We start from the raw sequence: 2,199 nt of genomic DNA on the forward strand, positions 1-2,199 counted from the left end.
TCGTCAAGGGCGAGAACATCCCCGAGCCGGGTATCCCTGAGTCCTTCAAGGTCCTCATCAAGGAAATGCAGTCGCTGTGCCTCAACGTCGAGGTGCTCTCCAGCGACGGCATGTCCATCGAGATGCGCGACACCGACGAGGATGTCTTCCGCGCGGCGGAGGAGCTCGGCATCGACCTGTCGCGGCGCGAGCCGAGCAGCGTCGAAGAAGTCTGACGGTCCCCATGCGCGACCTGCGGGTGTCGGCCCGCGACGGAGGGAAGGTGGTCGTCTTCCGGCGCGGGTCCGACACGCTGCGGTGGAGCAGAACCGGTGGGTTCGCGAAATGACACCTCCGGTTCCTCCCAGCATGTTTCGCTCTACCCGGCTGCCGCGGAGATCCGCGGCCGGACATTCCAGTTCGCCCCCGGTCACACCGCCAACGAGCTGTCCACCTGGCTCGCCATCGGGTGGCGAGCTTCGCGGTCAGGTTGTGAACACGAAGGAAAGGTCGGGCCAGTGGTCGGCCTTGCACAGCACTGGAGGCCGGTCGATCGGGGCCGGCAGGGTGACCTCCTGCGATCCGCTCACGGGCGAGCCGGTCCACACGTCGACCCACTCACCGGCGGGTACGTACGCCCGCACGTCCACGGCGCCGGGGTCGGCGACGGGTAGCACGAGCAGGGCGTCGCTGAGCTGGTACCGGCCGGGTGGTCGAAGAACAGGCCGCGCATCAGCGGCGGGCCGCCTGCGACCGCGACCCGCGCCTGCTCGGCCAGGTACGGCACGAGCCGCTCGCGCAGGTGAGCGAACTTCCTGAACACCGGGAGCACCCGCTCGTCGCCCGTACGCCGGGCGATGTTCCACGGGGTCCGGTCGCGGGACGGCGAGCGATGGTGGTTGAACTCCGAGTGGTACTGCATGATCGGCATGAACGCGGAGGTCCCTGCCGCCCGCAGGTACAGCTCCGCGGAGGGGACGTCGCCGGAGAACCTCGCGAGGTCCCAGCCCCAGTAGACGATGCCGCAGGCCGACGCGGTGATCCCGGCGATGACGGAGGAGCGGTACGCCTCCCACGTCGAGTCCTCGTCGCCCGCCCAGAACGCGCCGTGTGGCTGCGACCCGGCGAACCCCGCGCGGCTGAACGTCACCGGGGCCTTGCCGCACGAGCGCAGCCAGGTCGCCGAACGCGCGCGCGTAGTGCACGGGGAACAACCCGTTGCCGCTCGCGCCCCGGCGACCGTCGGCGTAGCGCAGATCACGGCCCCACGCGTGTTCACCGCCGTCGGTCTTGAACCCGTCGACGCCGACCTCCTCGACGAGGTAGCGGCGCCTGGCCGTCCACCAGTTGCGCGCCTCGTCGGAGCTGAGGTCCGGCATGAGGGCGAGCGGGAACCACCAGCCCCTGTTACGGTACGGCCGGCCGTCCGCCTCCCGGATGACGAGACCTCGCTGGAGGGCTGCGCCGGCGTCGACCCTGGCCTGGCCGGTGGGATGCGGCCGCATCTTCATGAGCGGGATCTGCCAGAGCAGCACCTTGACGTCACGCGCGTGCAGCTCGTCGACCATGCCTTTCGGGTCCGGCCACGGCCCGCCGGCGGGGAAGCGGTAGTCGGACAGCCGGTGCGGCTCCTCGCCGGGCTCGTACTCCGCGCAGCGTGTACGGGCCGGGCGGCGGAGACCACCGCCCGGCCCGAATCGAATCAGGGGCTGGTGCAGGTGGCCGTGGGGGTGGCCGCGGTGCCGTTGGCGGTGAAGCCGAAGGTGGTTGAGGAGCCCGCCGCGATGGAGCCGTTGTAGGAGGCGTTGCGGACGCTCACGCTGGAGCCGGACACGGTCTGCTGGCCGTTCCACAGGCTGCTGATGGTCTGCCCTCCGGGCCAGGTCCACTTCACCGTCCACCCGCTGACCGGCGAACTGCCCGCACGGACGGTCACCGTCGACTGGAACCCCCCCGACCAGCTGTTGACCGTCTCGATCGTCGCCGAACACGCCCCCGGAACCGGAGTCGGCGTAGGCGTCGGAGTGGGCGTCGGGGTCGGTGTCGGGGTCGGTGTCGGGTTCGGGTTCGGGTCGGCGCTGTTGAGTGCGTTCAGGACGGAGGTGTAGGCGGCCTTCTTGTTGCCGTTGCCGTCGAACAGTAGCGGGGTGTCGCCCGAGCGCCAGGAGTCGGAGTCGCGGACGCCCCACACGGTGATGCCGACGCAGCGTGACACGGCCA

At 70.4% G+C, this 2,199-nt stretch carries 4 protein-coding genes and 1 pseudogene; 1 reads left to right on the forward strand and 4 read right to left on the reverse strand.

The window, feature by feature from the left end; genetic code table 11:
* Positions 1–215: hypothetical protein (locus MYF83_RS42090; RefSeq protein WP_175600297.1), on the forward strand; the 215-nt coding region annotated here is incomplete at its 5' end.
* A 249-nt stretch (positions 216–464) separates the two neighbouring features.
* Here MYF83_RS42090 and MYF83_RS44745 read toward each other — a convergent pair.
* The 4 genes and pseudogenes from MYF83_RS44745 to MYF83_RS42100 form a co-directional block, all read right to left on the reverse strand.
* Entirely contained in the window at positions 465–656 is a 192-nt protein-coding gene (locus MYF83_RS44745) for a glycoside hydrolase family 31 family protein (protein ID WP_372500419.1), read from the reverse strand.
* A complete protein-coding gene (locus MYF83_RS43535; protein ID WP_308201592.1) occupies positions 566–1,129 on the reverse strand; it encodes a TIM-barrel domain-containing protein in 564 nt (187 codons plus the stop codon). The genes MYF83_RS44745 and MYF83_RS43535 overlap by 91 nt, the downstream gene beginning before the upstream one ends.
* A gap of 130 nt (positions 1,130–1,259) precedes the next feature.
* A pseudogene (locus MYF83_RS44750) lies at positions 1,260–1,697 on the reverse strand (TIM-barrel domain-containing protein); the annotation flags it as partial.
* A partial coding sequence (locus MYF83_RS42100; protein ID WP_248966427.1) for a cellulose binding domain-containing protein occupies positions 1,682–2,199 on the reverse strand: 518 nt, incomplete at its 5' end. The pseudogene MYF83_RS44750 and the gene MYF83_RS42100, both read right to left, overlap by 16 nt.

Source organism: Sphaerisporangium perillae (assembly GCF_023276435.1).
GTDB classification, from domain to species: Bacteria; Actinomycetota; Actinomycetes; order Streptosporangiales; family Streptosporangiaceae; genus Sphaerisporangium; species Sphaerisporangium perillae.